Below are 26829 nucleotides of genomic sequence, written 5' to 3'. Positions count from 1 at the left end.
GTTCAGACGAGTGCACTCCCAATCTCCAAGCCAAACCAACCACCACCACACAAAGCCAAGCCAAGCCAAGCCAAGCCAAGCCAAGCCAAGCCAAGCCAAGCCAAGCCAAGCCAAGCCAAGCCAAGCCAAGCCAAGCCAAGCCAAGCCAGGTCGCGCCGCCGGCCCGGCTTTCATTAAACAGCAGCGGAGCCCCGCACTTGAACACCGTCCCCATGCCCACCCACGGCAAGACCAAGGAAGACCGTCACTTCGTCACGGCGCTGGCGCGCGGCCTGGAAGTCCTGGCCTGCTTTCGCTCGGGAGGCCGGGTGCTGGGCAACCAGGAGATCGCGCAGCGCTGCAAGCTGCCCAAGTCCACGGTCTCGCGGCTTACCTATACGCTGACCAAGCTGGGATATCTGGTGCAGGACCAGGTCGACGGCAGGTACAGGCTGGGCACCGCCACCATGTCGCTGGGCGTGGGCATGCTGGCCAGGCTCGACGTGCGCGAACTGGCGCGGCCGCTGATGCAGGAACTGGCCGATTTCGCCCAGGCCTATGTGGCGCTGGGCGTGCGCGACCGATTGTCGATGCTGTACATTGAAAACTGCCGCAGCCAGGCCACGCCGCCTCCGGGCATGGAGGCCGGCACGCGCATTCCCATCGTCACCTCGTCCATGGGGCGCGCCTATCTGGCCCTGGCCGGCGAATCCGAGCGCCAGGAAATCGTCGAGCGGCTCAGCGAACTGGATGCGTGGTCCGAAGCGCAGATACGCGCCGGCATCCAGCAGGCCATTACCGATTACCGTACCCTGGGCTGCACGTGCTCGTTCGGCGACTGGCAGAAGAACGTCAATGCGATTGCGGCCGGCTTCAGGGCCGGCCCGGGCCAGCCCATCATGGTCATGACCTGCGGCGCCCCGGTCTCTGCCGCCAGCCGCGAATTCCTGCTGGCGCAGGTGCGGCCGCGCCTGCGGGACATACTGGAGCGCATCCAGGGCATGCTGGAACACTGATCGGCGAGGCGCTTGGCCAGACTGCGCCGGGCCTACACATTCCGGCGGCGCCGACGGTGGGGCCCACACACACCAGCGGTGCCGGCGCCGCGCCTCTCAGCGTGTACAGGCCTTATTCCGGCAGTTCGCGTTTGTGCCGCATCAGCGCCATCAGCCGCTGGTCGCGCCACAGGCGGCGCTGCAGCAGTTCGTCCTGAGGCAATTGTTCGCGCCGCTGGCGTTCCAGCTCGGCGACCAGTTCGGGGCTCCAGGCCTCGGTGCCGGTCTGTTCCGTGGCGATCGAGCGGAACATGCCGCCATAGCGCGCGCAATACTCGGCCAGGCCCCGCGGGGCGTTGAGATCTATGGTCTCGAAGGGGCCCATGAAGGACCAGCGCAGGCCCAAGCCGTCCTTGACCGTGACATCGAGGTCTTCGGCGCTGACATAGCCTTTTTGCACCAGCCTGAATGCTTCCCGCAGCAACGCGCCCTGCAGGCGATTGAGGATGAAGCCCTCGAGTTCTTTGTGGACGGTGACGGGTTTCTGCCCGACCTGGTTCATGACGGAACGGGCCTTTTCCATGGACGCCGCGTCCGTCCAGGGAGCGCCGCACAGTTCCACCACGGGCACCAGGTAGGGCGGGTTGACGGGGTGTGCCACCAGGCAGCGGTGGCGGCCGGGCAGGTCTGCCGTGAATGCCGAGGCGGGAATGCTGGAAGTCGAGCTGGCCAGCACTGTTTGCGGCGCGGCCAGTGCGTCGAGCTTGCGGAATATGTCTTGCTTGATGTCCAGCACTTCGGGCAGGTTTTCCTGGACGTAGTCGGCGCCTTGCAGCGCCTGCGCGAGCTCGCCGCAGCTTTGAATACGTGCCGACACTGCCTGTGCGTCGTCCAGCAGACGCTCGTCCTGCAGTTGCGCGATCTGGCGCGCGATCAGGCCGGATGCGCGTTCCAGGGCGGCGGCGTCGCCGTCCCAGAGCCTGACCTGGCACCCTCCGCGGGCAAAGACGATGGCCCATGCCTGTCCTATCAGGCCGGTGCCGATGATCGCAATATTCATGTTTCCTCCGGGTGTCTGCATAGTCGAGTTTCAGATCAGTAGTTTTCCGAGGCGAAAGCCGCGCATATTTCGTCCATGGCCGCGCCGGCGCCCAGCAGGGCGCAGAGCATCAACCTGGACTTGACTCAGAGACATTGCGCGAGGCGATCGTGCCGCCCTGTGGTGATATATGCCATGTCTTCGGGTCCTGGTTATGCAACAAGGTATGGCCGGTCGTGCGCAAGCGGGTGCGGCGCAGGGCCGGTGTTTCTTCTTGCCACAGCAGGGGTGTCTTTGCGGCCGGCGCGAATATCATAGCGCCGGGCGGCCAGCGCCCATATCGCGCATGTGGCTCTCCGATGCCATTTACCTCCCGCAATATGCCGAAATATCTTCAGGCAAGTCCGGGCCGGGGGCCATGTTATTGCTGGATCAAGGGCCGGGCTGCAGACAGCCGCCCGCGGCCCGATTCCAAGCCAGCCACGGGAGAACAATGATAGAAAAACGCGACAGCACGGCCCTGGATCTCGCACGGATCGGCGCATGCTTCATGGTGGTGATACTGCACGTCGCCGCCATGGACTTCCATGCGTTCGACGATAGATGGTGGGCCAGCAACTTCTACGATTCGGCGTGCCGCGCCTGCGTGCCGGTGTTCCTGATGATCTCGGGGGCGCTGCTGCTGGGCAAGCGCGAAGAACTGCCGGTGTTTCTCAAGAAGCGCTTCCTGCGCGTGGTGCCGCCGCTCTTGTTCTGGTCTTTGTTCTACATGGCATGGAATGACTGGCAGGGACGCCAGTATGGCCCGTGGCAGCGGTGGCTCGAGGACTTGGCGCGCGGCCCGGTGGTGTTCCACCTGTGGTACCTGTATGCGGTGCTGGGCATCTATCTCTTCGTTCCTTTCCTGCGGGCGATCTGGCATGCCTCGCAGCCTTTGGAAAAAAAAGCCTACCTGGCCCTGTGGGCGCTGGTGTCGGCATGGCCGACGCTGCGCGCGGCGTGGGGCGTGCACGCCGACGTCGTGGATACCTACAGGCTGGACGCGTTCTTCGGCCTGAGCGGATATCTGTTCCTGGGCGCCTGGCTGCACGAGGCATACCAGGGCGTGCGCGACGAGCGCCGCTATCTCGCGTGCAACGCCTTGCTGTTCGCGCTGCTGTCGCTGGCCATCATGGTCGCAACCTATTTGCGGTCGCGCCAGACGGGGGGCCCCGATCCGCTGTTCTACGATTATTTGTCGCCGCTGGTGATGGCCGCTTCGGCCTGCGCCTTCAATACCCTGTATGGCCTGGGCACGCGTGCCAGGCAATTCGCACGGCCGTTGCGGCAGGTTTCCGCCTGCACCCTGGGCGTGTATTGCCTGCATATCTTCGTGCTGCGCCGCTTCGAGTCGGCCACCGGCTTGCGGGATGCGGGCGTGTCGCCGTGGTGGGCGATTCCATTTACCGCGACATGCGTGTTCGCCGCGGCGCTGGCCGCGGTGATGTTGTTGCGCAGGGTGCGGGTCTTTCGCCTGGTGACCTGAGGCGCCGACCCGGGCCGGCGCTTCAGGCGTTACGGTGCGATTCGGTATCGGTCAGTTCGTGCACCCGCTTGGCGTAGGCCTGGACGTGGCGTTGCATGCGGCGTTCGGCAACGTCGGGGGCGCGGTCGGCAATGGCTTGCAGGATGCGTTCGTGGGCCTGGATGACGGTGGCGCGGATTTCGGTGGTCGCCATGTCTTTGATGTCGGTCGCCTCGCGGATGAGCTGCGCGATCGATACTGTAAAAGTGTGCAGCAGTTCGTTATGGCTGGCCTGCGCCAAGGCGCAATGCCATTGCACGTTTTCGTCCAGGTAGGTCGGCACATCGTCGTAGGCGGCCTCGATGCGGCGCGAGATGTCACGTAGCAACTGCAGGTCTTCTTCGGTGCGATTGATCGCCGCCAGCCGGGCCAGCGCGGGTTCCAGCGCCTCGCGCGCCTGCACTATCGATTCCAGCGGGATGCCGCGCACCCGCGCATACAGGTTGATCTGGTTCGACACCATGGCGCCGGAAGGGCGCGTGACCGTAGAGCCGCCGTAGCGCCCCGAGCGTGTCTTGATCAGCCCTTCGGCCTCGAGGATGCGCAGGCCTTCCCTGACCGAACCGCGGCTTAGCCCCGTTTGCTGTACCAGGTCGCGTTCGGGGGGCAGCATGGAGCCGTCGGCGATGGTGCCGTCCAGGATCTGCTCGCGCAGTTTGTTGGCCAGCATGTCGCAGGACTTCGGAACCTCGATGATATCCAGGCGGGCGGTGCCTGCGGCGGGGGGTGTCGAACTCATGGCGCGGGGGCTCGGAGGCATATATGTCTATATGCAAGCAGTCTATCATGAAATATATGAATTAATAATTGTTTGACCATTGACCGAAAAAACATTATTGGATAAGCTATGGGCCAGTTTCCGCTGAATTTCCTCCAGAATTACGCCAGGCTGCGACGGCGCATCGTCAGTGCATCGCCGCGCGCTTAGTACGCTGCGCCAGGCCGATCTTCCCTATCGCGGGGATCGGCGGCATTCCCCACCGGAGATATCGATGAAGCAAGCCAAGAAGGTAATCATCACCTGCGCGGTGACGGGTTCCATACATACGCCCTCCATGTCGCCGTACCTGCCCATCACGCCCGAGGAAATCGCCAAGGACGCGGTGGCCGCGGCCCGCGCCGGCGCCGCCATGCTGCACCTGCATGCGCGCGATCCGCAGACCGGCCTGCCGCGCCAGGACCCGAAGCTGTTCGCCGAATTCCTGCCGCGCATCAAAGAGCAGTCCGACGCCATCCTGAACATCACCACCGGGGGCGGCCTGGGCATGACGCTGGACGAACGCCTGGCGCCGGCCAAGTGGGCGCAGCCCGAAGTGGCTTCGATGAACATGGGCTCGTTCAACTTCAATATCTCGGGTGCGGGCGCGCGCATCGAGAAGTTCAAGTTCGATTGGGAAAAACCGTATCTGGAAATGACGCGCGACTTCATCCTGTCGAATACTTTTGCGCAGATCGAACGCGGCGTGTCGGAACTGTCGGCCATGGGCACGCGTTTCGAGTTCGAGTGCTACGACGTCGGCCATTTGTACAACGTGGCGCATTTCGCCGATCGCGGGCTGATCAAGCCGCCGTTCTTCTTGCAGTGCATCTTCGGCATCCTGGGCGGCATCGGCGCACATCAGGAAAACCTGCTGCACATGCGCGCCATCGCCGACAAGCTGTTCGGCGACGATTACTACCTGTCGGTGCTGGCTGCCGGCAAGCACCAGCTGCCTTTCGTCACCATGAGCGCGCTGCTGGGCGGCAATGTCCGCGTCGGCCTGGAAGACAGCCTGTACGCCGGCAAGGGCAGGCTGGCGCAGTCCAATGCCGAACAGGTAACCATCATCCGCGAAATCCTCGAACGCCTGTCGCTGGAAGTCGCCACGCCGGCCGAGGCGCGCGCGATGATCCAGACCAAGGGCGGCGACCAGGTGGCGTTCTAGCCGGCCGCGGCGCCGCGTCGGGCGGGGCAGGGCAAGGCGACACAAGGCAAAGGGAGGCTGGAATGGCCGGTCTGTATTTCGAGCAGTTCCACGTAGGGCAGATTTTCGATCACGCGATCAGGCGCACGCTCACCGAGGCGGACAATGTCTTTTTCACGGCCCTGACGCACAACCCGGCCGCATTGCACCTGGACGAGGAATATTGCCGCGAACATACCGAGTTCGGGCAGCGCATCGTCAACAGCGCTTTTACGCTGGGCCTGATCGTAGGCATATCGGTGGGCGACACGACATTGGGCACTACGGTGGCCAACCTGGGCTGGGACGAAGTGCGTTTCCCGGCGCCCGTGTTCCACGGCGACACCCTGCGGGTGCAATCCGAAGTGCTCACGCTGCGCGAGAGCCGTTCGCGCCCTTCCCAGGGCATCGTGGTATTTGCGCATCGCGGCTACAACCAGCGCGGCACGCTGGTGGCCACTTGCAAGCGCAGCGCCTTGATGCTGAAGACGCCCGCCTGAGGGCGGGCGGCACATATCATCGAGCCTCGGCCATCGGGTTTCGGTCATTGGGGCGGAATGCCGGCCTCTTTGACCTTTTGTCCCCATACGGTCAATTGCCGCGCCACGAAAGGCCCGAACTGGCTGGCTGGCGCCGGAGTGGGTTCGGCCCCCAGGTGGTTCAAGCGTGTGCGCATGTCGGCCGATGAAACGATCTTGACGATCTCGTCGCTGAGCCGCTGCACCACGGGCTGCGGCATGTGCGCAGGCCCGAATATGCCCACCCACGCCGCCAGGTCGAAGCCGGGCTGCCCGATGGCATCGGCGATGGTCGGCAACTTGGGGGCGAGGCTGCTGCGCTGGCTGGTGGTGACGCCCAGCAGTTTCAGCTTGCCCGACTGTATATAGCTTGCGGCCGAGGCGAGGTCGGCGAACATGAACGAGGCGCGGCCGCCGATCACGTCGGTCATGGCCTGGGGCGAGCTTTTATAGGGCACGGGCGTGGCATGCAGGCCGGTGGCCTTGTCGAAGGCGGCGGCCGATATCTGGCCGGTGCTGTTGCCATAGGCATAGCTGAGGTTCGATGCATGCTGCTTGCCGTAGGCCAGCAATTCCTTGACGCTGGAGACGGGCAGCTTGCCGCTCACGGCCAGCACGAACGGGAAGTTGCATACCTGCGCGATCGGCGTGAAGTCCTTGATTGGGTCGTAATGCAGGGTCTTGAACAGATAGGGATTGGCCGAGTGCGTGGTGTTGGTTGCCAGCATGATGGTGTAGCCGTCCGGGGCGGACCGGGCCACATAATTGGCGGCGATCTGCCCCGAGGCGCCGGCCTTGTTCTCGACCACTACCGGCTGTCCTAGCGCGGCTTGCAGGCGTTCGGCGATCAGGCGCGCGACGATGTCGCTGGCGCTGCCCGCGGCAAAGGCGGTGATGAAGCGTATGTCTTTCTCTGGGTAGGCCGCGTTGGCGGCGCTGCCGGCGATGCCCGTCGCGAGCGCGCAGGACAATACGAGCAGTTTCCTGCGTAGCAGTTTCTTCATTTCCGGTCTCCTCCGGTTTCGGCTGCGGCCTGCAAGATGGCCGCCGACGTGGGTCATATGCTGCGTGGCTTTCGTACTGCTGATGTTGCGTGGCTTGTGCCCTCTGTTTTTATCCTCTGTGTACGCTGCGGGCCGGTGCGGGGCGGCCCGCCCCGGCCAGGCGGCGTCGGGCTAGGCTGCGCCGCCCAGCGCCAGTGTCTGCATGGCCCGCTTCAGGTGCGGGCGGTCCAGCATCTCGCCGTCCAGTTGCAGCGTGCCCGCGCCGGGCGCCTGCTCGAAGGCTTGCACGACGCGCCGCGCATATTCGAGTTCGGCCGCGTCCGGCGTGAAGGCCTCATTGATGGCGGCGACCTGGTCGGGATGGATGGCTATCTTTCCCGAGAATCCGGCCTTGCGCGCAAGCGCGGCCTCTTTGCGCAGCCCGGCATCGTCCCTGAAATTGCCGCAGATGGTGTCGATGGCGCGTACCCCTGCGGCATGCGCGCCCAGCAGGCACAACGAGCGCGCCAATTTGTAGGTGAACTCGTACTCGCCGTCTTCCTGCCGGTTGGTGGCCGCGCCGAGTGCGGCGGACAGGTCTTCCGCGCCCCAAGTCAGGCCTTGCAGGCGCGGGCTGCTGTTCTTGTAGTTGCCCAATGTGAAGAGCGCGTCCGGAACCTCGGTGGCCACCGGAATGATGCCTACCGAGCCGCGCGCGACGCCGTCGCGCGCCTCGAGCGCGTCGAGGTAGCCGGCGAGCGCCTCGATGGCGGAGGGGCCCGCCACTTTGGGCAGCAGTATGCCGTCGGGCGCGCCGCGCACTATCGCGGCTAGGTCGTCCAGGGCCAGGCCCGAAGTCAGCGGATTGATGCGCACCCAGATGGCCTGTCTGCGCCCGGACCGCGCTTCCAGGTATTGGCGCACCATTTCCCGTGCCTGCGGCAGGCGGCTGGCCTCGACCGCGTCTTCCAGGTCGAGCACCACGGCGTCGGCGCCGGTGGCCTCGGCCTTGGCAAGCTTGCGCTCGCTGTCGCCGGGTACGAATAATAGGGATCTGAATGTCTGCTTGCTCATGCTTAGGGCCTTGTCGGTGCGTAGGTGTGTCTATGGATGCGCATGTAAATATCGGGTGCAGGGGTGTCGGGCGCAAAGGCTAAGGGGCTATCGGGAAGACGAGACGTCTGAAGCCGAAATCGATGTAGATCCTTAGTATCAACACCCGCGAAACTCAGGCGGCCGCTTTTCGGCAAAGGCGCGCGCGCCTTCCTGGATGTCTGCGCTTTCCTGCAGCAGGCGCAGAAACAATTGTTCCAGCCGCAGGCCGGTAGCCAGGTCGGCGTCGCGGCTGCGTATCGCCAGCTCTTTGGCCGCCTGTACCGCCAGCGGCGCATTGGCGGCCAGGCGCAGCGCATATTGGCGCGCCGTGTCCATCAGTTGGTCGCGAGGCACGACGCGGTTGACCAGGCCCCAGCGCCCGGCGGCCTGGGCATCGAAGTTGTCGCCCAGCAGCAGGAACTCCATGGCGATGGCATGCGGCAGTTGCTGGCAGATGCGCTGTGTGCCGCCATTGGCGGGAAACGCGCCGCGCCGCACCTCTGACAGGCCGAACTGCGCGTCATCCGCACAGACCCGGATGTCGGTGGCCAGCAGCAGGGTCATGCCGCCGCCCAGGCAATAGCCGTTGACGGCGGCCACGATGGGTTTCCAGACTTCCAGCCCGCGGTTCAGCAATTGCGATTGCTGGGTGTGCGCAATCTGTGCCAGCGGCGGCGCGGCGGCCAGGAAGCTTTTGATGTCGGCGCCGGCGCAGAACGCCTTGTCGCCCGCGCCGGTGATAATGGCTACGCGTATGGCGTTGTCGTCGCGAACCGTGCGCCAGGCCTCGGACAGCAGGTCGTAATGCTGCTGGTCGAGGGCGTTGCGCCGTTCGGGGCGGTTGATGGTGATGGTGGCGATGCCGTGGCCGTCCACGGAGAAGTCGATGCTCAAGCGAATTCCTTGCAGGCTGTGGCGACGGGTGCGGGACAAGTGCTATGCCGCATTGACGTAGAGAAGAATAATTAATAACATCGCTTTAGTCAACGGTTAGACCATTAAATTTAGAGTAAAAAATACCAAGCATCAAAAACATGAGGCGACAAGCACATGAATACCCTGGATGGGATACGAGTAGTCGATTTTTCCAAAGTGCTGGCAGGCCCCTTGTGCACCCAGTACCTGGCCGACATGGGCGCCGAGGTGGTGAAGGTCGAGACCGTCAATGGCGACGATACCCGCCGCTGGCCGCCCTTCCGGGATGGCGAGGGCACCGTCTTTCTCAGCGCCAACCGCAACAAGCGCAGCGTGGCGCTGGACCTGAAGCACGAGCGCGGACGCGAGGTGGTGCACCGCCTGATCGCCGGCGCTGACGTCGTGGTGGAAAGCTTCGGGCCGGGCGTGACGCAACGCCTGGGCATAGACTACGACACCGTGCGCAGGCTGAATCCGGCGGTCGTGTACTGCAGCATCTCGGGCTTCGGCCGCCAGGGGCCCCTGAAAGAAGCAAAGGGCTACGATGTGATCCTGCAGGCCTTCAGCGGCATGATGGCCACCACCGGCGACACCGAAGGCCCGCCCGCGCGCAGCCCATATTCGCCGGTCGACCAGGCTACAGGCATGCACGCCGCCATAGGCATCTTGTCCGCGCTCATCCGGCGCATGCGCAGCGGCGAAGGCGCCCTGGTCGAAGCCTGCCTGTTCGATACTTCGCTGGGCTTCCTGGCCTATATGTCGCAGAGTTATTGGCAGCGCGGCACCGAACCGCGGCGCTGGGGCTCGGCGCACGAGTCGCTATGTCCCTATCAGGCCTTCGACGCGAGCGACAAGCCCTTTCTGCTGGGTGTGGCCAATGATGCGCTGTGGCAGACGTTTTGCCGCGTGGCCGAGGCCCCGGACCTGGCCGCCGACACACGCTATGCCGCCAACGCCGACCGGGTATCGCATCGCGCCGAAGTGCTGCAGGCGGTGCAGGCGATACTGGCGCGGCGCAGCCGCGACGAATGGCTCGATCTGCTGCGCGCCGCGGGCATCCCCTGCGCCTCCATCCAGACCGTGGGCGAAATGCTGGCGCATCCGCATACCCAGGAATGCGGCATGCTGCAGACCTGCACTGCGCAGGACGGCCAGCCGCTGAACATGGTGGCCCAGCCCTTGCGTTTCGACGGCCAGCGCAACGCCGTGAGCCGCCCGCCGCCGCGCCTGGGCGAGCATAGCCGCGAGGTGCTCGAGGGCTTGGGATACGGGGCGGAAGAAATCGACGCGCTGCTGCAGGCGGGAGCAGTGCGGGCACAGGCGTACACCGACGGCGCGCCCGCCTGATCCCAGGTATTTCGCGTCGGCCGTACTCGTATGATGAGGACGGCGCTTGCTACAGACAGGAAACTACAACCATGGATTTCGCTCTGACTCAGGACCAACTGGCCATCCGCGCCGCCATCGAGGACGTGTGCCGCGCCTTCGATGATGAATACTGGCGCAGAAAAGATGCGGCGGGAGGCTTTCCCGAAGACTTCTACGCGGCCGTGGCCGGCGCCGGCTGGCTCGGCATCGCCATGCCGGTGGAATACGGCGGCGCGGGGCTGGGCATATCCGAAGCGGCGCTGATGATGGAAACCATATCGGCTTCGGGCGCGGGCATGTCGGGGGCCTCGGCCGTGCATATGAATGTCTTCGGCCTGCATCCCGTTGTGGTGCACGGTACGCCGGAACAAAAGGCGCGCTGGCTGCCGCCCATCATCAGCGGCCAGAACAAGGCCTGTTTCGGTGTGACCGAGCCCAATACCGGGCTCAATACGCTCAAGCTCAAGACTCGGGCGGTAAAGCAGGGCGATCATTATGTCGTGCACGGCCAGAAGATCTGGATTTCCACGGCGCAAGTGGCGCACAAGATCTTGTTGCTGGCGCGCACCACGCCTCTGGAGGAGGTCTCCAAGCCGACGCACGGGCTGAGCCTGTTTTATACCGACCTGGACCGCAGCCGCGTAGAGGTGCGCGAGATCGAGAAGCTCGGCCGCAAGGCGGTGGATTCGAACCAGTTGTTCATAGACGGCCTGGAAATCCCGGCCGCTGATTTGATCGGCGAAGAAGGCCGCGGCTTCGAATATATATTGCACGGCATGAACCCCGAGCGCGTGCTGCTGGCTGCCGAAGCCGTGGGCCTGGGCCGCGCGGCCTTGCGCAAGGCGGCCGCTTATGCGGGGGAACGTATCGTTTTCGACCGACCCATAGGCAAGAACCAGGGAGTGCAGCATCCCCTGGCCGAACGCTGGGTAGAGCTGGAGGCCGCCACGCTGTTGTACCAGAAGGCGGCATGGCTGTACGACCAGAATCAGCCTTGCGGGGCCGAGGCCAATGCCGCCAAGTTCCTGTGCGCCGAGGCAGGCTTCCGTGCCTGCGAAACGGCGGTGCTGACTCATGGCGGCATGGGCTACGCCAAGGAATACGACGTAGAGCGCTATCTGCGCGAATCCATGCTGCCGCGCATCGCGCCGATTTCGCCGCAACTGATCCTGTGCTTCATCGCCGAGAAAGTGCTGGGTCTGCCCAAGTCATACTGAACTTAAGTAAGCTGAGGGCTGCAAGTTTCCCCATCCTCATTTCGCAAGGTAAAAGATCATGAGCCAGTTGCTGCATTACGAACAGGACGACCAGGGCATCGTCACCCTGACCATGGACGACCAGCCCACCCGCAATGCGCTGACCGGCAGCACCATGGTCGACGAATTCCTGGCGGCGTTCCGGCGCGTGGAAGCCGACCCGCGGGTCAAGGTCGTGATCATCACCGGCCGGGGCAGGGCGTTTTCCTCGGGGGGCAATATCGACGAAATGCAGCGCCAGCAGCGCCCCGAATTCGACGGCACCGTGCTGCGCCAGGAATACCGCCAGGGCATCCAGCGACTGCCCCTGGCCCTGTACGGGCTTGAGATCCCGGTGATTGCCGCGGTCAATGGGCCGGCCATGGGGGCCGGGCTGGACCTGGCGTGCATGTGCGACATACGCATCGCCGCGCGGGAGGCGGTATTCGCCGAGAGCTTCGTCAAGCTGGGCATCATCGCCGGCGACGGCGGGGCCTGGTTCCTGCCGCGCATCATGGGCATGTCGCGCGCGGCGGAAATGACCCTGACGGGCGACCCCATCGATGCCCGGCAGGCCCTGGAATGGGGCCTGGTGTCGCGCGTGGTGCCGACCCAGGATTTGCTGGCCGAGGCGCGGCGCCTGGCGGCGCGCATTGCGGCGAACCCCGGGCAGGCCGTGCGCATGAGCAAGCGCCTGCTGCGCGAGGGGCAGCAGGCGCGCCTGGATACCGTGCTGGAAATGGCCGCTGCCTTCCAGGCCATCGCGCACAAGACCGCCGAGCACGCCGCAGCCGTCGACGAGTTCATGCAGCGCCGGGCGCAGAGGAAAAAGCAGCCGGCAGCCTGATGGGGCGGCATGCGAAACCCGACAGGCAGGCACGCGACGTGTCTGGCTAGGTGTCGCAATGCCGTGTGCCGCGATGCAGTGGCGTTGCAATGCCGCAGTGCCGCAATGCTCTGTGCCGTAATGCCGTAATGCCGTGGCGCCGCGGCGGGCTTGCGGCGCCTGCCCGATCAGCCCGCGTCGGGCGAGACGATGATCTTGCCTATCGTGGCGCCCGATTCCTGCGCCTCGTGGGCCTGGACGATCTGCTCCAGGCTATAGCGCGCCGCAATGTGGTGCTGCAGTTGCCGGTTTTGCAAGGCGTCGGTGACCGCCGCGATGGCGCGGTCGTGGGCAGCCTGATCCATGACATACACCAGCACGTAGCGCACGGTGGCATTCAGGGCCAGCAACTGCCTGAAAGGCACGGCCGGCGCGGCCACCTGGTCCGAGGCATAAGAAGCAATGACGCCGTTGGGCTTGAGCACCTTGAGGCTGGTTTCCAGGTTGGCGCCGAAAGCCACGTCGACGATGCGGTCGATGGCGCGGCCGTCGGGCACGCCGCTGATCTCGGCGATGCGCCCGGCCACGTCCTGCTCGAGCCGGAAGATGACATGGTGCGCGCCCGCCGCGCGTGCGGCTTGCGCCTGTTCCTCGGTGCGCACCGTGGTGTATACCGTGGCGCCGCCCAGGCGGGCGAACTGGATGGCGTAGTTGCCGACGGCTCCCGCGCCGCCTGTCACCAGCACATGCTTGCCCGCGACCGGGCCGTCGGCCGTGACGCAGTAGTGCGAGGTCAGGGCAGGCACGCCCAGGCATGCTCCTTCTTCGAACGAGACATGATCGGGCAGGGGCACGGCGTTGCGCGCGGGCAGCGCCACATATTCGGCGGCGCAGCCATAGGGACGCCCGAGCTGCGCCTCGTAGATCCAGACGCGCTGGCCCACCCAGGCTCCGTCCACGCCGGAGCCCGTCGACACGACGACGCCCGCCCCGTCCTGGTGCGGGATGACGCGCGCATAGGTATTGGGGCGTGCGCCCTGGCCGCTGCGCGACTTGACGTCGGACGGGTTCAGGCCGCTGGCGTGCACGCGCACCAGCAGTTCGCCCGGCCCCGCCTCGGGCCTCGGCAGTTCGCCCACGCGCAGCACCTCGCGTGCCGCGCCCCTGTCTTCGTACCATGCCGCCTTCATGGCAGCCGGCATGTCTTTATTTCCACTCATACGATGTTCTCCGTTAGCCGTTAGCCGTTAGCCGTTAGCCGTTTGCCCATTAACCGTTAACCATTGCCATTAGCCATTAGCCACTAGCCATTAGCTATTAGTTGTTAGTTGTTAGTCCATTAGCCATCAGCCGCTGGCCGTTAGCCGTTGGCCTATTAATCACTGGCCATTAACCATTGCCGTTGCCCATTAGAGCCCCGCCGTGGCCGCAGTACGGCTGCTTGCGTCGCGGCAAGCGTCACCAGAGGCGTTCAAGCCGCGGGCGCCGCCTGGAGGGCGCGGCCGATGTCCGCCTTGAGATCTTCGATATGTTCCACGCCCACAGACATGCGCACGAAATTGGGTTCTATGCCGGCGGCCCGCATCTGCGGCTCGGTCATGGTGCCCGCCCACATGGCGGCGGTGTGCACCGCCAGGGTCTCGACGCCGCCCAGGCTGACCGCGTGCGTGGCCAGGCGCAGCGCGGCGACGAAGGCGCTGGTGGCGTCGAAGCCGCCTTTGATGGAAAAGGCGATGACGGCGCCGTAGCCTTTCATCTGCCGCAGGGCCAGCGCGTGTTGCGGGTGGCTGGGCAGGCCCGGGTAGTACACGCGCTCGACCTGCGGCTGCTGTTCGAGCCAGGCGGCCAGCGCCAGCGCGTTGGCATTGATGCGTTCCATGCGCAGCGGCAGGGTGCGCAGCCCGCGCAGCAGCAGCCAGGCATCCATGGGCGACAGCACCGAGCCCAGCGTCACGTGCATCTTCCAGATCAGCTCGGCGTGTTCTTGAGAGCAGCAGACGGCGCCGGCCGTGATGTCGTGGTGCCCGCCGAAGTATTTGGTCGCACTGTGCACGACGATGTCTATGCCCAGCTCATGGGGCTTCTGGTTCAGCGGCGAGGCGAAGGTGTTGTCGGCGATAGTGATGATGCCCCGTGGCGCGGCCAATTCGGCCACGGCGGCCAGGTCGGTGAGCGACAGGGTAGGGTTGGCAGGGGTTTCGAGCATGATCAGGCGCGTCTCGGGCCGCAAGGCCCGGGCAATGGCCGCGGTATCGGTCTGCTCCACGATGCTGACTTCCACGCCGAAGCGCGGCAGCACTTCTTCGAACAGTTTCGTCGTGCTCATGTAGTGGCGCTGCTGGGCGACGACATGGTCGCCCTTGGACACCAGGGCGAGCACGGTGGTGCTGATTGCCCCCATGCCCGATGCCATGAGCAGCGCGGTGGGCGTGCCTTCGAGCTCGGCCAGTATGGCTTCCACGCGCTTGTGCACGGGGTTGCCGTAGCGGGTGTAGAAGCCGGCAGGGCGCGTCGCGTTGGCCATGGCGGCGAAGGCCTGCGCCGAATCGGCCCGGAACGTAGCGCTGTAATGAATGGGAGCCGACACTGCAGCATCCTGGGCCAGCGCCGCATCGCCGTGCAGGGCTATGGTTTCGTCGTGCCAGTCGGCGTGTGGCGTGTCGGGTTCGGGTGGTGTTGCGGCTGTCATGCGAGGCTCCGGGATCTGTGCGCCGCGGCGGCCGACGATGGCCGGCCGGCGGCCCTGTCATCATACGCCAGCCCGGCACGCGGCCGCCCGTGCGCCGGGCCGGCGGCGCCGCAAGCGGGGGGCTGCAGAGAGGTGCTACAGACAGGAACTACAGATAGGAGCTACAGACAGGAACTACAGATAGCAACTACAGATAGCAACTACAGATAGCAACTACAGATAGCAACTACAGATAGCAACTACAGATAGCAACTACAGATAGCAACTACAGATAGGGGCTGGCCAGCCAGATGATCTTGTTGCGCAGCCGCTTGCGAAACGGCAGGGCGGCCAATTGGGCGAGCGAGCAGGGGTCGGCGCGCTCGATCTCGCTGTCTATCATCTGCTCGATCTGCGCCGCCAGCTCGTGGCTGTAGATCTCGATGTCGAGCTCGAAGTTCAGGCGCAGGCTGCGCGGGTCCATATTGGACGAGCCCACATAGGACCAGCCGCCGTCTATGGTGATCAGCTTGGAGTGATTGAAGTTGCCGCTGGCGCGCCACACGCGGCAGCCGTTGCGGATGATCTGATCGAGCTGGGCCGTCATGGCGTAGTCGACCAGCCGCAGGTTGTTGTGCCCGGGTATCACCACGTCTACTTGTATGCCGCGCCGCGCGGCGGTGTTCAGGGCACCCAGCAGTATCTGGTCGGGCAGGAAATAAGGCGACTGGATCCGTATGTGGCGCTGCGCCACGGCAAAGGCGCCCAGCAGCATATTGTGCGTGCTGTTGATGAAGCGGTCGGGGCCGGAACGCACGCAGCGCGCCGGCACGGACGGCTGCGGCACATGCTTCAGTTCGTCGCTGCACCATTCGGCGTAGGGCAGCGCTTCGTGGGTGGTGAATTTCCAGTCGTGGGCGAATACCGAGGTCAGTTGCAGCACCGCCGGCCCCTCGATCTGGAAATGCGTGTCCCCGGCCACGTCGCGCCCGGCTATCGCCGAGACGAAGCCTTCGCGGATGTTCATGCCGCCGGTGAAGCCATGGCGGCCGTCGACGATCAGGATCTTGCGGTGGCTGCGCAAATTGGCATAGGGCATCTTCATGCCCAGGGGATTGGTCATGAACAGGGCGGCGGTGATGCCCTTCTTGCGCAGCAGCCGGATGATGGGAGGGCGCGAATACTTCGAGCCCACCGCATCGATCAGCACGCGGATTTCCACGCCGCGCGCATGCGCGTCGGCCAGCGCATCGACGAATTCCCGGCCGGTACGGTCATCGTCGAAGATGTATGTCTGCAGCCCGATGGTGCGGCGCGCGTTGCGTATGGCGTGCAGCATCGCCGGATAGGCTTCGTCGCCGCCGTTGAGGATACGTATGTGATTGTTGTCGAGCAGCGGAAAGTTGCTGATCCGGTCACCCAGGGTGCGCAGCGACATGAATTGCGAGCCGGAATCTTCCGCCACGTCGGCCACCGGGATGGCCTTCTGGTTGGTGTAGTCGCGCAGCGAACTGTCGCGTTGCTGGGAAATGCGGTCGCGGCGCACGCGGTTGATGCCGGCCACCAGATAGAGCAGCGGGCCGAAGATCGGCGACATCAGGATCACGCCCACCCAGGCGATGGCGGCCCGCACGTCGCTCTTGTTCATGGCCGCGTGGATGGCGGCTGCGGCCCCCGAGACCACGCTGACCACGAAAACCAGATGCGGCCAATGCCGTACGAACAGGTCGTGCAGTGTGTACAGGTGCGTCGAAGTCATGGCTGCGCGTCGATGGGCTGTAGCGGGTTCCGGCGATAGTCTGCCCCTGCGCCCGGCACTTTGTCGCGTACCCCAAGGGGGCGACGGGAAAGCGGCGGGTGGCAGTGCGGCTAGTATATAGATAGAAAACGTAGATAGAAAACGGCCCGTGCGACATGCCCATGGCCGATACCTGGCCCCGCGCATGCCCGCGCTGGCTGCGAGAACGAAAAAGCCGGCGCGCGGCCGGCTTTTTTACATGCCTGGATCTTGCTTCGCGTCTTCATGCCGCGGAATTCCTGGAATTCTGCAAGGGCATGAAAGACTATGTATTCCTGGGGTGACCGATGGGGCTCGAACCCACGACAACCGGAATCACAATCCGGGACTCTACCAACTGAGCTACGGTCACCACTGCTCTTGTGGCGGCGGGAAAGTGCCCCGCAAGCGGCGCCCGTACAGGCCGGGGGCTGCGCCAAAGAGACCGTGATTCTAGCATGAACTCGGAATGGAAACTTGCCGGGTGCGAGCCGTGTCCGGCAAGGGGGAGGGCCATGGCGCCACCGCGCGGGCCGGCCGCTGATCTGCCCGCGGACGCGACATTGCCTCTGCCGCCGGCGGGTTCTAGCTCGTCGTGCCCGCCAGGGCCATCGATTCGATGCGCTGGAAATCCAGCCTCTGCAGCGCGGCGCGCACTGCTTCGTAGTAGTCCGCGTGCTGGCGCCCGGATTCCGTTTCTGCGTGTCGCCGCAGCCAGTCTTCGATGTCGCTCAGCCCCCCGGCGCGCGCCATCTGGGCGAGATCCTCGCGGATAGCCGCCGGCGGCAGGCTGGGCATGGCCGCCGCGGGCGCCGCGTCGGCGGCAGCTTGCGGCCGGGTTGCAGCCTGCAGGGCGGCGGGGGCCACTGTCGCGCGCGACAGGCTTGTTACGGGTATTTCGAAGCTGAAGCGGCTGCCTGCCCCAGGCCGGCTTTCCAGCCGCAGGTCTCCGCCCAGGTTCTTGACGATGCTGCGGGCGATATACAGGCCCAGCCCGGCGCTGCCTGGCCGGGCCTCGCCCTGTACGAAGGCTTCGAATACCGAGGGCTGGAGTTGCGGGTCTATGCCCCGGCCGGAGTCCGAGACGGCGAATTCCAGCACGGTCGCGCCATCGGCGGGGCGGGCGCGGACCATCAGGCTGATGAGCCCGCCGCGGGTGAATTTGGCCGCGTTGGAGATCAGGTTGAGCAGCACCTGCTGCAGGCGGCGCGTGTCGGTGGACACCAGGGCAGGAAGTTCGTTCTGGGCTTGCAGCTCGAAACGATTGCCCTGCTGCAGGCCCAGGATATAGGCCTGTTGCGCGACATCTTCCAGCAGCCCCGCCAGTTCCACGGGCGCGCGCTGGATGTCCAGCGGCCGCAGCTCGTGCGTGGCGAATTCGAGTATCTCGTCTATCAGTGTCAGTTGATAGCTGGCGCTGCGTTCGATGGCGCGCAGGTGCTCGGCCTGTTCCGGCGTGCCGGTCTGGCGCAGCAGGCGCGTGTAGCCGACGATGGTCGCCAGCGGCGCGCGCAAATCGTGGCCGATATAGCTGAGGGTCTCGGCGCCGTGCTTGCCCGATGCCTCGGCCGCGGCGCTGGCCAACTGGCGCCCGCGTTCGTGGCACATCAGCATGAACATCGACGAACCTATCACCGGCATCATGACGGTAACCAGGGGTGTGAGCCGGTTCATCAAGTTGGTGTTGTCGGTGACGTCGAAATTGGGCGCCAGGGCCGACAGGCCGAAGTAGATCGCGCGCAGGATGCAGAAGGCGACCACGATGGCGTACAGGGCCATCAGCACCAGCCGGGCGGACGACGAATCTTCGCGGGCGTGCCGTTTGAGCGTGACGATGCTGCCCGACAATATGAAGATCCAGACCAGGGTGGCGATCACGATGCGCACCTTGGGCATGGGGAACAGGCCGCTGAATATCGCGACGCCCAGCGTGCCCAGGCCCACCGCCACGAACAGCGCCTGATCGTTCAGGGGCTGGCCATAGAGCCGGCGCAGCGCGCGCCAGTAGCAGGCCAGGCCCGACATCAGCAGCGCATTGGACGCCATCAGCAGCACGAGCGTGGGGATGTGGGCATGGGCCAGCAGCGTCAGGCAGCCCGCCGCCAGGCACAGCAGCCCGGCCTGCCAGGCGTCGGCGCCCGGGCGCACGCTGGCCTGCAGGCGGCGCCGTGCGAGGCCCAGCACGCAGCTATTGGCCAGGATCATGAGCGTGGCCAGGACGATTGCAGTTTGCGGATCCATTGGGTGGTGCGCGTCGCGGTCGCCGCAGTGTGCGCCGCAATCTTGTGTCCCCTTAAAACTTGGGCTTTAGATGTATTTGATTTGAAACAATTTATTATAAGCGCGGAACGGCGCAAATCGGGCTTGCCGGCCCCGCTAAACACCTGATTTGACGACGAATATGCAAGCAAATGATACGATTGGACTGGTTACAGGCGGCGTGGTTTCTTCTACCATAGATATCCGGCAATTCTAAAAAAGGTGTTGATACCATGAAAAAGCTCCATGTCACCCTGTTTGCAGCCGCCATGTTCGCTGGCGCACTGGCCAGTGCCCAGGCCGCCGAGAGCAAAACGTCGCACGAGGCCTGGCTGGCCGCGCAAAAGATCGACGTTCCGCCGACCCTGAAGGTCACTGAAACCAAGATTCCGGCCGGCGAGGCCGCCAATATGCATTATCACGCCCCGCGCCCGATCCCCGAATCGGCCGTGTCGCAGGATTCGGCGCCGACCCACGGCCGCGCGCCCATGGGCGCCGTAAAGAAGCACAAGCACTGGAACTGAGCACGGTGCCGCGCCACGCCGCGGCCTTCCCGTAAATTTCGTGCCGATTCCCGGCATTGCCCCGGGGGCCGCGAGGCCCTCGGCGGCGCCCGGCCATAGGCGGCCGCATACCAAGCCGCGTGCCTCGTGGACTGTCCGCTAATGATGTTAGGATATGTTCCATGGCCCAATTTTTCGTAGTTCACCCCGACAATCCCCAATCGCGCCTGTTGCGGCAGGCGGGGCAATTGCTGGCCGACGGCGGGCTGGTGGCCGTGCCTACCGACTCCAGCTATGCCGTGCTGGCCCGCCTCGACGACAAGGCCGCCGCCGATGCCTTGCGGCGCCTGCGCGGGCTGGACGACCGCCACCACCTGACCTTGCTGTGCCGCGACCTGGCCGAAATCGGCCATTTCGCCCGGGTCGACAATCGCCAGTACCGGCTGCTCAAGATGGCCACGCCCGGGCCCTGGACCTTCATCCTCGAGGCCACGCGCGAAGTCCCGCGGCGCGTATCGCATCCTTCGCGCAAGACCATAGGCATACGCGTGCCCGATCACAAGGTGGCGCTGGGCCTGATCGAATCCGCCGGCTCGCCCCTGATGTCCACCACCTTGATCCCCGAAGGCGAAGACGAACCGCTGAACGACGCGGAAGAAATCCGCCAGCGCTACGGCAACCAGTTGGCGGCCATCATCGACAGCGGGCCGTGCCCGCTCATGCCCACCACCGTCATCGATCTTACCGGCGAGGCCCCCGAGGTCGTGCGCCGGGGGCAGGGGAATCTCGCGGCGCTGGGCCTGAGCTGAACTTTCGGACCTAATCCTTCTCATATACCGATGGCGCCGATCCAGGCCGCCATCGCGCACCGGGAATACATGGACTCTCTCATTCAGACCATCACGGTTTATGCCCTGCCTGTGCTGTTCGGCATTACCTTGCACGAGGCCGCGCACGGCTATGTGGCGCGGCTGTTCGGCGATCCGACGGCCTACCTGGCGGGGCGCGTGAGCGTCAATCCGGTGCGCCACATCGACCCGATCGGCACGATCGTGGTGCCGCTGGTGCTGTTGTTCAGCACCAAGCTGCTGGGCGGGGCCGGCCTGCTGTTCGGCTGGGCCAAGCCCGTGCCGGTGGACTGGGGGCGCCTGCGCAATCCCAAGCGCGACATGCTGTGGGTGGCGCTGGCCGGCCCGGCATCCAACCTGATCATGGCGGTAATCTGGGCCGTGGGCCTGCGCCTGCTGGCCGAGGGCGGCGCCACGCAGGACAATTTCTGGGTGCAGATGACGGTGGCCGGCATACAGATCAACCTGGTGCTGATGGCGCTGAACCTCTTGCCCCTGCCGCCGCTGGACGGCGGCCGGATCGTCTTCAGCCTGTTGCCCGCGCGCATGGCCTGGCAGTATTCCCGCATCGAACCCTACGGCATGCTGATCATCATCCTGCTGATGATCACCGGCGCCCTGTGGGTGTTTTTGCAACCCCTGCTGGCGCTCGGCCAGGCCATCATCCGCTGGTTCCTGTAAGTTTTGGCGTGACAGGGCCCTAATCCGGTAAACTTGCACGTTAGGTTGAATTTGACGGTGATTTGACGGCTCCCGCCTTGCGGCGGCCCGAGGAGATGGTTCCCATCATGGCTAGTACGGATTCGGCGGTTCCACGCTTTCAGGGCAGTATGGTCGCCCTGGTAACACCCATGCACCCGGACGGCAGTCTGGACCTGGACGCCTATCGAAAACTCATAGACTGGCATGCCGAGCAGGGCACCGACGCGCTGGTGGTGGTCGGCACGTCCGGGGAATCCCCCACGGTCGACATGGACGAGCACGCGGAACTGATCCGCATCGCGGTCGAGCACGCCGCCGGGCGCCTGCCGGTAATCGCCGGCACCGGGGCCAATTCCACCGCCGAAGCCATCCACCTGGCGCGGCATTCGCAGGCGGTGGGCGCGCAGGCGGGCCTGTCTGTAGTGCCCTATTACAACAAGCCCAGCCAGGAAGGGCTGTACCAGCATTTCCGCGCCGTGGCCGAGGCCACCGATCTGCCCTCCATCCTGTACAACGTGCCGGGCCGCACGGCGGCCGACATTTCCAACGAAACCGTCCTGCGCCTGGCGCAGGTTCCGGGCATCATCGGCATCAAGGACGCTACGGGCAATATCGCGCGCGGCGCGCTGCTGCTGCGCGACAAGCCGGCCGATTTCCAGGTGTTCAGCGGCGACGACGCCACGGCCGCAGCGCTTATGCTGCTGGGCGGGCAGGGCAATATTTCGGTCACGGCCAACGTGGCGCCGCGCCTGATGCACGAACTGTGCATGGCGGCCATCAAGGGCGATGTCGCCAAGGCCCGCGAACTCAACGGGCGGCTGGCGCATTTGAACCAAGACCTGTTTATCGAGTCCAATCCGATTCCGGTGAAATGGGCCGTGGCCGAAATGGGGCTTACCGAACTCGGCTACCGCTTGCCTCTGACCCCCCTGAACGACCAGTACCACGCGCTGCTGCGCGCATCCCTGAAAGAAGCGGGCCTGATCTGAATATGACGAATATGCGCATGAACAAACGCTACGCCGCCGGCGTGACCTTGGCCGCCGGCCTGCTGGTCCTGTCGGGTTGCGCCCAGATCAAGAAGGTCGTGGGCTCCGAAGAATCGGTCGATTACAAAAGCACGGTGGCGAGCCAGCCCCTGAGCATTCCGCCCGACCTGACGCAAGCCAACCAGGACGCCCATTACAAGGCGCCTGCCGGCACGGCCACGTACAGCCAGTACGAGCAGAACCAGCAGGCGCAGCGGGCCGCGGCGCCCAGCGACAAGATCCTGCCGACCACCAATGGCGCGCAGGTCATGCGCGACGGCGACCTGCGCTGGCTCGAAATCGATAAACCAGCCCAGGACGTCTATCCCAAGATCGTCGATTTCTGGGGCCACGAAGGCTTCACCATACGTTCGCAGGATCCCAAGGCCGGCCTGGTCCAGACCGACTGGGCCGAGAACCGGGCCAAGATTCCCGAAGGCTGGATCCGCAGCGCGCTGGGCGGCATACTCGACCAGGTCTACGACAGCGGCGAGCGCGATCGCTTCCGCACCCGCGTCGAGCGCGTCAACGGCAAGACCGAGGTCTACATCAGCCACGAGCACATGATCGAGACGCCCACGGCCGACGGCGCGGCCTTCAAATGGGTGTACGGCAAAGAAGACCAGGGCCTGAACGCGGCCATGCTGGCGCGCCTGCTGGTCTACCTGGGCACCGATGTGCAACAGGCCCGGACCCTGGTTGCGCAGGCCGAGAAAGACCCGAACCAGCCCAAGGTGACCCAGGCCCCGTCCGGCCAGGCCGAGGTCAATCTGGGCGAGCCCTTCGATCGCGCCTGGCGCCGGGTAGGCGTGGCCATCGATGCGGCCGGCTTCTCCGTCGACGATCGCGACCGTTCCAGCGGCGATTATTTCATCCGCTACCTGGATACGGACTCGGGCCGCAAGCTCGAACAGAGCAACTTCCTGACGCGCATGTTCGGCGCCAAGGACACCACCGAAGCCGTCCGCTACCGCATCCACGTGGCGCAAGAGGGCTCCGGGTCCACGGTCACGGTGCTCGACCAGAACGGGCAGCGCGACAACAGCCCCACCGCGCAACGCATCATCACGGTGCTGGGCAACCACATGAAATAACGCAAGTAGTCTGCATGACGCAAACGGGCCGGGTAATCCCCGGCCCGTTTGCGTCATTGCGCCGTTCGGACGCTACGGCTCCATGGGTTTGCGATCAAAGAAGAGAGCAAGGCTACGAGACCGTAGATGGTGCAAAGAGAGAGGATGGCTCGAAGCCGCGGGGGGTACGAAGAGAGAACAAGGCGCGAAGCCGCGGACGACACAAAGAGAGAACATGGCTCGAAGCCATGGGTAGCACAAAGAGTACGGCCATGCGCAGCAAGGCCGTTATCTTCTTGATCGAGTATCCGTATCAGGCGGCGCGTGCCATGGCTGCCGTGCCGGCTTCTATCAAAGTGCCATACCAATGCAGCCGCGGCGCCATGGCGGCCACCTCGCCCACCAGCAGCAGCGCCGGCGCCTGGATGGCATGGGCCCGGGCCAGTTCGGCCAGCTCGTCCAGCCTGCCGCAGAGCACGCGCTGCCGGCTGCGGGTGCCGTTCTCGACCAAGGCGAAAGGGGTGTCGGCGCCGCGGCCTTGCTGCAGCAGCCGCTCGCGCAGCGCCGGCAACTGGCTGACACCCATGTAGAAGGCCTGTGTTTGCCCCCGGCCAGACGCCGCCTGCCATGCGCCTTCGTCGGCGCTTCCATCGGCGCGCGCGCTGGCATGTGCGGTCGCCAGGGTGACGGAATGCGCATGGTCGCGGTGCGTCAGCGGGATACCCGCGTAGGCCGCGCAGGCCAGTGCCGCGGTGATGCCGGGCACCACCTCGTATGCGACGCCATGGGCGCGCAGGAATTCCAGTTCTTCGCCGCCGCGGCCGAAGACGAAGGCGTCGCCGCCCTTCAGGCGCACCACGCAGGCGCCCGCGCGGGCATGTTCGAGCATGGTCGCATGGATGCGCCGCTGGGTGGCTTCATGGTCTTCGCCGGGAGTCTTGCCTACCGAGATCCGCAGCGCGTCGCGCCGGCCCAGCGCCAGCACTTCCTCGCCGGCCAGGCGATCGTACAGAATCACGTCGGCTTCGTTCAAGGCGCGCAAGGCCTTGAGCGTAAGCAGGCCGGGGTCGCCCGGGCCCCCGCCCACCAGTATGACCTTGCCGGGCGCCGCCGGCTGCCGGCGTTCCAGTTGCCGCCGCAGTTCCTGCTCGGCTTCATGCTCGCGCCGGCCGCGCAGCGCCGCCGCCACGGGGCCGTCCAGCAGCCAGTCGTAGAACTCGCGCCGGCTGCGCAGGCTGGGGCGCTGGCGCCGTATCGCGGCGCGATACTTGCCGGCCAATGCAGCCAAAGGCCCCAGTGTATGGTCGAGCATGGTCTCGAGGCGCTCGCGCACGCGCCGCGCCAGCACCGGGGCGGCGCCGCCGGACGAGATCGCGATCGTCAGCGGCGCGCGGTCCACCACCGAAGGCACCTGGAAGCTGGACAGCTCGGCGTCGTCGACCACATTGGCGAAGATGCGCCGCGTTTCGGCTGCGGCGGCTACCGCGCGGTTGACGGCCTGGTCCTGCGTGGCGGCGATGGCCAGCCACGCGCCGTCCAGCCACGATGGCTCGAATTCGCCGCGCCGCAACTGGATTTCTCCGCGCGCGGCCATGCGTTCGAGCTCTTCGGTAAAGCTCGTGGCGCCGGCCAGCACTTCGGCGCCGGCCGCGGCCAGGCTTTGCGCCTTGCGCTGTGCGACGATGCCGCCGCCGACCACCAGCACGCGCCGGCCGCGCAACTGCGCGAAGAGGGGGAAAAGATTCACGATACCGCGTCCAGCACGATGGGCACGAGATTCTGCGCGGGGGCGGGGATGACTTCGGTGCGGATCAGGAAGTCGCCGAATTTCTCGTCGGCCTGGCGCCCCGCGGCATAAGCAGCGAACAGTTCGTCCAGGCTGGACAGGATTTCCGGCTCGGCCACGTTCTCGCGATACAGCGTATTGAGCCGCTCGCCGATGAAGTCGGCGGCCAGCCGCAGGTCGTAGCGGCCTACCGCGCGCCCGACCAGGGTGATCTCGCCCAGGTAGGGCCGCGAACAGCCATTGGGGCAACCCGACAGGCGCAGCAGGATCGGCGCGTCCCGCAGCCCGTGGCGTTCCAGCGAGGCTTCCAGCTTGGGCAGCAGCACCGGCAGGTAGCGCTCGCTTTCCGCCATGGCCAGCCCGCAGGTGGGCAGCGCCACGCAGGCTATGGAGTGCCGGCGTATGCCGCTGTCGCGCAGATAGTCGTCCAGCCCGTAAAGCGCCGCCAGCTCGTCGATGCGCGACCGGTCCTCGGCCGCGACATTGGCGATGACCAGGCTCTGGTTGCAGGTCAGGCGGAATTCGCCCTTGTGGATCTTGGCCAGCTCGCGCATGCCGGTCTGCGGGCGGTAGTCGCCGTCGTCCAGCAGGCGTCCGGCCTGGATGGCCAGGCCCAGGTGCCAGCGCCCGTCTTCGCCCTCGATCCAGCCGTAGCGATCGCCGTTGTGCTCGAAGCGATAGGGCCGCAGGGGCCGCAGTTCATAGCCCAGGCGGCGCTGCACTTCGTCCTTGAACCACTGCACGCCGTGCGTGTCGATGGTGTACTTCAGGCGCGCGTGCTGGCGTTCGCTGCGGTTGCCGAAGTCGCGCTGCACCTTGACGATGGTCTCGGCGACCTCGACGATGCGCTCGGGCTCGATGAAGCCGATCAGGCTGCCCAGGCGCGGATAAGTCGTGCTGTCGCCATGCGTGGCGCCCATGCCGCCGCCCGCCGCGATATTGAAACCCTGCAGCCGGCCGTTTTCGATGATGGCGATCAGGCCCAGGTCCTGGGCGAACACGTCGATGTCGTTGACGGGCGGCAGGGCGATGCCGATCTTGAATTTGCGCGGCAGGTAAGTGCTGCCGTAGATCGGCTCTTCGTCGGGTTCGCCGCCCACGTCCTCGATCTTCTTGCCGTCGAGCCAGATCTCGGCATAGGCGCGAGTGCGCGGCAGGAAGTGCGCGGACAGCTTTTCCGTCCATTCCTGCACGATGGCGTGCTGGCTGGAAAGCAAGGGGTTGACCGAGCTCACCACCTGGCGGTTGACGTCGCCACAGGCGGCCAGCGTGGTGGCCATGGCGTCGTGTATGCCCTGCATGAACTTCTTCAGGTTGCGCTTCTGCACGCCGTGCCACTGGAAGGTCTGGCGGGTCGTGATGCGCAGGCCGCGCGTGGCGAACTCCGTGGCGATGCGATCCAGCGCCAGCCACTGGGCCGGCTTGATCACGCCGCCCGGCAGCCGGGCGCGGATCATGAACCCGTAGGCCGGCTCCAGCTTGCGGCGGCGGCGTTCGTCGCGCACGTCGCGGTCGTCTTGCTGGTAGCTGCCGTGGAACTTGAGCAGCTTGTTGTCGTCATCGCTGATGGCGCCGGTCACCGGGTCTTCGAGCCCCTGTGCAATGGTGCCGCGCAAATAGTTGCTGTCCGCCTTGATGTGTTCGAGGTGGGAAAGATTACCGCTCATTGTGTTCCTGGTTCAGTCAATACGCAGTGTTGCGTTTTTGCGTGTCCGCGCCTGTGCG

23 protein-coding genes and 1 tRNA gene are annotated in these 26829 nt (G+C 65.4%); 12 read left to right on the top strand and 12 right to left on the bottom strand.

Annotated features, from left to right (window positions below):
• Positions 1-212: 212 nt before the first annotated feature.
• Complete coding sequence (locus tag KVP10_RS17115; RefSeq protein WP_217965870.1) at positions 213-995, top strand: IclR family transcriptional regulator; 783 nt, start codon at positions 213-215, stop codon at positions 993-995.
• A gap of 112 nt (positions 996-1107) precedes the next feature.
• On the opposite strand, the gene KVP10_RS17110 is transcribed toward KVP10_RS17115, so the two are convergent.
• Complete coding sequence (locus KVP10_RS17110) at positions 1108-2034, bottom strand: 3-hydroxyacyl-CoA dehydrogenase (protein WP_217965849.1); 927 nt, start codon at positions 2032-2034, stop codon at positions 1108-1110.
• A gap of 472 nt (positions 2035-2506) precedes the next feature.
• On the opposite strand from KVP10_RS17110, the gene KVP10_RS17105 reads away from it, so the two are divergent.
• The gene (locus tag KVP10_RS17105) at positions 2507-3538 is read left to right on the top strand and encodes an acyltransferase (protein WP_217965848.1); all 1032 of its coding nucleotides are present in this window, start codon (positions 2507-2509) and stop codon (positions 3536-3538) included.
• 22 nt (positions 3539-3560) lie between these two features.
• Here the strand turns inward: KVP10_RS17105 and KVP10_RS17100 are convergent, their stop codons facing one another.
• Entirely contained in the window at positions 3561-4316 is a 756-nt protein-coding gene (locus KVP10_RS17100; RefSeq protein WP_217965847.1) for a FadR/GntR family transcriptional regulator, read from the bottom strand.
• Positions 4317-4569: 253 nt separating this feature from the next.
• Here KVP10_RS17100 and kce point away from each other — a divergent pair, with 253 nt between their 5' ends.
• Positions 4570-5502 carry a 3,5-dioxohexanoate:acetyl-CoA acetone transferase gene (kce, locus tag KVP10_RS17095; RefSeq protein ID WP_217965846.1) on the top strand — a complete coding sequence of 311 codons (933 nt, stop codon included), beginning with the start codon at positions 4570-4572 and terminating at the stop codon, positions 5500-5502.
• A gap of 62 nt (positions 5503-5564) precedes the next feature.
• The gene (locus tag KVP10_RS17090; protein WP_217965844.1) at positions 5565-6020 is read left to right on the top strand and encodes a MaoC family dehydratase; all 456 of its coding nucleotides are present in this window, start codon (positions 5565-5567) and stop codon (positions 6018-6020) included.
• A 44-nt stretch (positions 6021-6064) separates the two neighbouring features.
• Here KVP10_RS17090 and KVP10_RS17085 read toward each other — a convergent pair whose 3' ends face one another.
• The 3 genes from KVP10_RS17085 to KVP10_RS17075 form a co-directional block, all read right to left on the bottom strand.
• Positions 6065-7042: a Bug family tripartite tricarboxylate transporter substrate binding protein gene (locus KVP10_RS17085; RefSeq protein WP_217965843.1), complete on the bottom strand. Its 978-nt coding sequence runs from the start codon at positions 7040-7042 to the stop codon at positions 6065-6067.
• 171 nt (positions 7043-7213) lie between these two features.
• Positions 7214-8095: an HpcH/HpaI aldolase/citrate lyase family protein gene (locus KVP10_RS17080; protein ID WP_217965842.1), complete on the bottom strand. Its 882-nt coding sequence runs from the start codon at positions 8093-8095 to the stop codon at positions 7214-7216.
• 138 nt (positions 8096-8233) lie between these two features.
• On the bottom strand, positions 8234-9010 hold the full coding sequence (locus KVP10_RS17075; protein WP_217965841.1) for an enoyl-CoA hydratase/isomerase family protein: 777 nt from the start codon (positions 9008-9010) through the stop codon (positions 8234-8236).
• Between the two features lie 156 nt (positions 9011-9166).
• Between KVP10_RS17075 and KVP10_RS17070 the strand changes: the two genes are divergently transcribed.
• The 3 genes from KVP10_RS17070 to KVP10_RS17060 all read left to right on the top strand — a co-directional run bounded on the left by KVP10_RS17070 (position 9167) and on the right by KVP10_RS17060 (position 12481).
• Complete coding sequence (locus KVP10_RS17070) at positions 9167-10378, top strand: CaiB/BaiF CoA transferase family protein (RefSeq protein ID WP_217965840.1); 1212 nt, start codon at positions 9167-9169, stop codon at positions 10376-10378.
• Positions 10379-10449: 71 nt separating this feature from the next.
• On the top strand, positions 10450-11616 hold the full coding sequence (locus tag KVP10_RS17065) for an acyl-CoA dehydrogenase family protein (RefSeq protein WP_217965839.1): 1167 nt from the start codon (positions 10450-10452) through the stop codon (positions 11614-11616).
• A 58-nt stretch (positions 11617-11674) separates the two neighbouring features.
• Positions 11675-12481 carry a crotonase/enoyl-CoA hydratase family protein gene (locus tag KVP10_RS17060; RefSeq protein WP_217965838.1) on the top strand — a complete coding sequence of 269 codons (807 nt, stop codon included), beginning with the start codon at positions 11675-11677 and terminating at the stop codon, positions 12479-12481.
• A 167-nt stretch (positions 12482-12648) separates the two neighbouring features.
• Here the strand turns inward: KVP10_RS17060 and KVP10_RS17055 are convergent, their stop codons facing one another.
• The 5 genes from KVP10_RS17055 to KVP10_RS17035 all read right to left on the bottom strand — a co-directional run bounded on the left by KVP10_RS17055 (position 12649) and on the right by KVP10_RS17035 (position 19146).
• Entirely contained in the window at positions 12649-13680 is a 1032-nt protein-coding gene (locus KVP10_RS17055; RefSeq protein WP_217965837.1) for an NADPH:quinone reductase, read from the bottom strand.
• 251 nt (positions 13681-13931) lie between these two features.
• Positions 13932-15149 (bottom strand): trans-sulfuration enzyme family protein, encoded by a 1218-nt coding sequence (locus tag KVP10_RS17050; RefSeq protein WP_217965836.1) that lies wholly within the window; start codon positions 15147-15149, stop codon positions 13932-13934.
• 265 nt (positions 15150-15414) lie between these two features.
• Positions 15415-16887 carry a phospholipase D-like domain-containing protein gene (locus KVP10_RS17045; RefSeq protein WP_217965835.1) on the bottom strand — a complete coding sequence of 491 codons (1473 nt, stop codon included), beginning with the start codon at positions 16885-16887 and terminating at the stop codon, positions 15415-15417.
• A gap of 315 nt (positions 16888-17202) precedes the next feature.
• A tRNA-His gene (locus KVP10_RS17040) sits at positions 17203-17278 on the bottom strand.
• Between the two features lie 212 nt (positions 17279-17490).
• Positions 17491-19146, bottom strand: coding sequence for a sensor histidine kinase (locus KVP10_RS17035; protein ID WP_217965833.1), 1656 nt, complete (start codon positions 19144-19146; stop codon positions 17491-17493).
• A gap of 251 nt (positions 19147-19397) precedes the next feature.
• On the opposite strand from KVP10_RS17035, the gene KVP10_RS17030 reads away from it, so the two are divergent.
• From KVP10_RS17030 to bamC, 5 genes are all read left to right on the top strand, one after another.
• Positions 19398-19688 (top strand): hypothetical protein, encoded by a 291-nt coding sequence (locus KVP10_RS17030; RefSeq protein WP_217965832.1) that lies wholly within the window; start codon positions 19398-19400, stop codon positions 19686-19688.
• Positions 19689-19849: 161 nt separating this feature from the next.
• A complete protein-coding gene (locus tag KVP10_RS17025; RefSeq protein ID WP_217965830.1) occupies positions 19850-20476 on the top strand; it encodes an L-threonylcarbamoyladenylate synthase in 627 nt (208 codons plus the stop codon).
• Positions 20477-20545: 69 nt separating this feature from the next.
• Positions 20546-21196: a site-2 protease family protein gene (locus KVP10_RS17020; RefSeq protein ID WP_217965829.1), complete on the top strand. Its 651-nt coding sequence runs from the start codon at positions 20546-20548 to the stop codon at positions 21194-21196.
• Between the two features lie 107 nt (positions 21197-21303).
• Complete coding sequence (gene dapA, locus KVP10_RS17015; protein WP_217965828.1) at positions 21304-22206, top strand: 4-hydroxy-tetrahydrodipicolinate synthase; 903 nt, start codon at positions 21304-21306, stop codon at positions 22204-22206.
• A gap of 17 nt (positions 22207-22223) precedes the next feature.
• Positions 22224-23339 carry an outer membrane protein assembly factor BamC gene (gene bamC, locus KVP10_RS17010; RefSeq protein WP_217965826.1) on the top strand — a complete coding sequence of 372 codons (1116 nt, stop codon included), beginning with the start codon at positions 22224-22226 and terminating at the stop codon, positions 23337-23339.
• Between the two features lie 292 nt (positions 23340-23631).
• Here bamC and cysG read toward each other — a convergent pair whose 3' ends face one another.
• Positions 23632-25065, bottom strand: a complete 1434-nt coding sequence (gene cysG / locus KVP10_RS17005) for a siroheme synthase CysG (protein ID WP_217965825.1) — start codon at positions 25063-25065, stop codon at positions 23632-23634.
• Entirely contained in the window at positions 25062-26771 is a 1710-nt protein-coding gene (gene cysI, locus KVP10_RS17000; protein ID WP_217965824.1) for an assimilatory sulfite reductase (NADPH) hemoprotein subunit, read from the bottom strand. Before cysI ends, cysG begins: the two co-directional genes overlap by 4 nt.
• Between the last annotated feature and the right edge of the window lie 58 nt (positions 26772-26829).

The sequence above is a fragment of the Candidimonas humi genome (assembly GCF_019166065.1).
Classification (GTDB): Bacteria; Pseudomonadota; Gammaproteobacteria; order Burkholderiales; family Burkholderiaceae_B; genus Candidimonas; species Candidimonas humi.
The sequence above is the reverse complement of the archived record's forward strand: the minus strand, read 5'-3'. Positions and strand labels throughout refer to the sequence as shown.

Bases quoted from the DNA above. Each gene is read 5' to 3' on its own strand.
- dapA (WP_217965828.1), top strand. From the start codon at position 21,304: ATGGCTAGTACGGATTCGGCGGTTCCACGCTTTCAGGGCAGTATGGTC.
- KVP10_RS17065 (WP_217965839.1), top strand. From the start codon at position 10,450: ATGGATTTCGCTCTGACTCAGGACCAACTGGCCATCCGCGCCGCCATC.
- KVP10_RS17045 (WP_217965835.1), bottom strand. From the start codon at position 16,887: ATGACTTCGACGCACCTGTACACACTGCACGACCTGTTCGTACGGCAT.
- kce (WP_217965846.1), top strand. From the start codon at position 4,570: ATGAAGCAAGCCAAGAAGGTAATCATCACCTGCGCGGTGACGGGTTCC.
- KVP10_RS17030 (WP_217965832.1), top strand. From the start codon at position 19,398: ATGAAAAAGCTCCATGTCACCCTGTTTGCAGCCGCCATGTTCGCTGGC.
- KVP10_RS17085 (WP_217965843.1), bottom strand. From the start codon at position 7,042: ATGAAGAAACTGCTACGCAGGAAACTGCTCGTATTGTCCTGCGCGCTC.
- bamC (WP_217965826.1), top strand. From the start codon at position 22,224: ATGAACAAACGCTACGCCGCCGGCGTGACCTTGGCCGCCGGCCTGCTG.
- KVP10_RS17100 (WP_217965847.1), bottom strand. From the start codon at position 4,316: ATGAGTTCGACACCCCCCGCCGCAGGCACCGCCCGCCTGGATATCATC.
- KVP10_RS17060 (WP_217965838.1), top strand. From the start codon at position 11,675: ATGAGCCAGTTGCTGCATTACGAACAGGACGACCAGGGCATCGTCACC.
- KVP10_RS17050 (WP_217965836.1), bottom strand. From the start codon at position 15,149: ATGACAGCCGCAACACCACCCGAACCCGACACGCCACACGCCGACTGG.
- KVP10_RS17070 (WP_217965840.1), top strand. From the start codon at position 9,167: ATGAATACCCTGGATGGGATACGAGTAGTCGATTTTTCCAAAGTGCTG.
- KVP10_RS17110 (WP_217965849.1), bottom strand. From the start codon at position 2,034: ATGAATATTGCGATCATCGGCACCGGCCTGATAGGACAGGCATGGGCC.
- KVP10_RS17090 (WP_217965844.1), top strand. From the start codon at position 5,565: ATGGCCGGTCTGTATTTCGAGCAGTTCCACGTAGGGCAGATTTTCGAT.
- KVP10_RS17025 (WP_217965830.1), top strand. From the start codon at position 19,850: ATGGCCCAATTTTTCGTAGTTCACCCCGACAATCCCCAATCGCGCCTG.
- KVP10_RS17105 (WP_217965848.1), top strand. From the start codon at position 2,507: ATGATAGAAAAACGCGACAGCACGGCCCTGGATCTCGCACGGATCGGC.
- KVP10_RS17115 (WP_217965870.1), top strand. From the start codon at position 213: ATGCCCACCCACGGCAAGACCAAGGAAGACCGTCACTTCGTCACGGCG.
- KVP10_RS17080 (WP_217965842.1), bottom strand. From the start codon at position 8,095: ATGAGCAAGCAGACATTCAGATCCCTATTATTCGTACCCGGCGACAGC.
- KVP10_RS17035 (WP_217965833.1), bottom strand. From the start codon at position 19,146: ATGGATCCGCAAACTGCAATCGTCCTGGCCACGCTCATGATCCTGGCC.
- KVP10_RS17055 (WP_217965837.1), bottom strand. From the start codon at position 13,680: ATGAGTGGAAATAAAGACATGCCGGCTGCCATGAAGGCGGCATGGTAC.
- KVP10_RS17020 (WP_217965829.1), top strand. From the start codon at position 20,546: ATGGACTCTCTCATTCAGACCATCACGGTTTATGCCCTGCCTGTGCTG.
- cysI (WP_217965824.1), bottom strand. From the start codon at position 26,771: ATGAGCGGTAATCTTTCCCACCTCGAACACATCAAGGCGGACAGCAAC.